Source organism: Streptomyces sp. UH6 (genome assembly GCF_013421635.1).
GTDB lineage: Bacteria > Actinomycetota > Actinomycetes > Streptomycetales > Streptomycetaceae > Streptomyces > Streptomyces abyssomicinicus.
Genome location: NZ_JACADT010000858.1, coordinates 1 through 2464, shown reverse-complemented (window position 1 = coordinate 2464; position 2464 = coordinate 1). Strand labels below are relative to the sequence as shown.

Annotated in this window: 3 protein-coding genes; 2 read left to right on the top strand and 1 reads right to left on the bottom strand. The window is 71.6% G+C overall.

The window, feature by feature from the left end; genetic code table 11:
- Positions 1–568 (bottom strand): class II aldolase/adducin family protein (locus tag HW445_RS26780; protein ID WP_180223454.1); only part of this gene is annotated, 568 nt, incomplete at its 3' end.
- A 291-nt stretch (positions 569–859) separates the two neighbouring features.
- On the opposite strand from HW445_RS26780, the gene HW445_RS26775 reads away from it, so the two are divergent.
- Positions 860–2113 (top strand): inorganic phosphate transporter, encoded by a 1254-nt coding sequence (locus HW445_RS26775; protein ID WP_180223453.1) that lies wholly within the window; start codon positions 860–862, stop codon positions 2111–2113.
- Positions 2114–2155: 42 nt separating this feature from the next.
- Positions 2156–2377, top strand: coding sequence for a hypothetical protein (locus tag HW445_RS26770; RefSeq protein ID WP_151775624.1), 222 nt, complete (start codon positions 2156–2158; stop codon positions 2375–2377).
- Positions 2378–2464 lie beyond the last annotated feature (87 nt).

The following is a 2464-nucleotide window of genomic DNA, read 5'->3' as shown; positions in this document are numbered from 1 at the left end:
ACAGCCGGCACATCCACTCCAGCTGGGCGGTCCGGTCGTACGCCTGGTCCAGGTCCTCGCCGTACGCGACGGTCCCGTGGTTGCGCAGCAGGCAGGCGGAGCGGCCCTCCAGCGCGGCGAGCGCGGCCCCGGCCAGCTCGGGGGTGCCGTAGCCCGCGTACGGGGCGACCCGCACCGGGCCGCCGAGCGCGGCGGTCATGTAGTGGACCGGCGGAAGCTCGTCGACCAGCGTGGACACGGCGGTCGCGTGCACGGCGTGGGTGTGCACCACGGCCCGCGCGTCGGTGGCGCGGTACACCGCCAGGTGCAGCGGCAGTTCGCTGGTCGGCTCCGCGGTCCCCAGCAGTCGTTGCCCGTCCAGCCCCACCCCGACCAGGTCCCGCGGCCCCAGCCGGTCGTACGGCACCCCCGAGGGTGTCACCAGCACCGTGTCGCCCACCCGCACCGAGACGTTGCCCGAGGTGCCGACCACCAGCCCTTCGTCGTGGGTGCGCCGGGCGGTGGCCACCAGCCGCCGCCACGCCCCGCCGGTTTCGTCCGGTATGCTCGCCGGTTCCGTGTCCCGCATGTGCGGGATCCTGCCACCCCGGCCGGCCGTCGGCCACGGAGTGACAAGGATCATCCAGGCGCCTGCCGGTCCGTCGGCGCCGCCGTCCGGCCGCCGGGTCGAGGGTGCCGCGCTGACCAGGCTGTATCGACAAATCGACAAGTGCTGCGCGCTTCCGGCTCCCCCGCCCCGGGGCCGCCGTGGGGTCCGCATGGGTGACCGTAAACCGCATGTAGGGCGTCAGTTCACCTTCCGTTCACCATGGTTACCTACGTTCGAATCGCCAATGACGTCGAACGATTGCCTGGGTAAATGGAAAGCTTCTCGCTGATCCTCGCGATTGTGGTGATCACCGCTCTCGCGTTCGATTTCACGAACGGTTTCCACGACACCGCCAACGCCATGGCCACCACGATCTCCACCGGCGCGATGAAGCCGAAGATCGCCGTGGCGATGTCCGCCGTGCTGAACCTTGTGGGTGCTTTCCTCTCCGTGGAGGTCGCCAACACGATCTCCAAGGGACTCGTCGACGAGTCGGGGATCCAACCCGAGGTGATCTTCGCGGCGTTGGTGGGTGCCATTCTCTGGAACCTGCTGACCTGGCTGGTCGGCCTGCCTTCCAGCTCCTCGCACGCCCTCATGGGCGGTCTCCTGGGCGCCACCGTCGCCTCCGCCGGTTTCGGCGCGGTGCACGGCGGCACGCTGATCACCAACGTGCTGATCCCGGCCCTCGCCGCCCCGCTGGTGGCCGGCATCGCCGCCACGGTCGGCGCGCGGATCACCTACAAGCTCGGTTCGAAGACCGAGGAGCAGACCGCCAAGAAGGGCTACCGCGCCGGCCAGATCGCCTCCGCGGCCCTGGTCTCCCTCGCCCACGGCACCAACGACGCGCAGAAGACCATGGGTGTCATCACCCTGGCCCTGGTCACCGGTGGCGTCCTCGTCCCGGACTCCGACCCGCCGGTCTGGGTCATCGCCTCCGCGGGTGTGGCCATCGCGCTCGGCACCTACCTCGGCGGCTGGCGCATCATCCGCACCATGGGCAAGGGCCTGACCGACCTCCAGCCGCAGCAGGGCTTCGCCGCCCAGACCTCCGCGGCCACCGTCATCCTGGCCTCCTCGCACCTGGGCTTCTCGCTCTCCACCACCCACTCCGTCTCGGGTGCCGTGATGGGCGCCGGCCTCGGCCGCAAGGGCGGCGTGGTCCGCTGGTCCACCGCCGGCCGGATGCTGGTCGCCTGGCTGCTGACGCTGCCGGCCGCCGCGCTGGTCGCCGCCGGCGCCGAGTACGTGACCCAGCAGGGCACCTGGGGCACCGTGCTGGTGGCGGTCTTCCTGGTCGGCTCCAGCCTCGCCATCTGGCTGATCTCCCGCCGTGAGGTCGTCGACCACACCAACGTGAACCACGTCGAGGAGGACGGGGTCGTCGCCGACGCCGTCGCCGCGGTCACGCCGCCCCCGACGGCGGCGATCGAGGAGGAGCTGGACCGCGTGATGCCCTCCCAGGCCATCGGGTCGTCGGCCGCGGCCGGCGAGAAGCCCGTGACCACGGCCGCCAAGGTCTGACGCCCCCTAGCGCACCCGCAACGAAGTAGGAAGAGAAGCAGCATGAAGATCGACTGGGCGGCTCTCGGCTCCGTCTTCGGGGTCAGCCTCGTGGCCACGGTTCTCCTGGTGGGCCTGTTCACCCTCGGCATCGCCGGCCTCTCCCAGAAGGAGAAGGCGGCCCGCACCGGCGGCTCGGCCCCGCTCGCGGTCACCGGCGCCTACCTCTGCTTCGCCGCGTGTGCGGCGGCGGTGGCGTTCGGCATCTACCTGATCGTCGCCTGACCCGTCCCGCCCTCGACCTGCCCGGCCGGACGGGGCGGGAGCGGGCGGGACCCCTGGACGTCGCGCGCGAAGGGCCCGGCGGAGACT

Bases quoted from the DNA above. Each gene is read 5' to 3' on its own strand.
- HW445_RS26775 (WP_180223453.1), top strand. From the start codon at position 860: ATGGAAAGCTTCTCGCTGATCCTCGCGATTGTGGTGATCACCGCTCTC.
- HW445_RS26770 (WP_151775624.1), top strand. From the start codon at position 2,156: ATGAAGATCGACTGGGCGGCTCTCGGCTCCGTCTTCGGGGTCAGCCTC.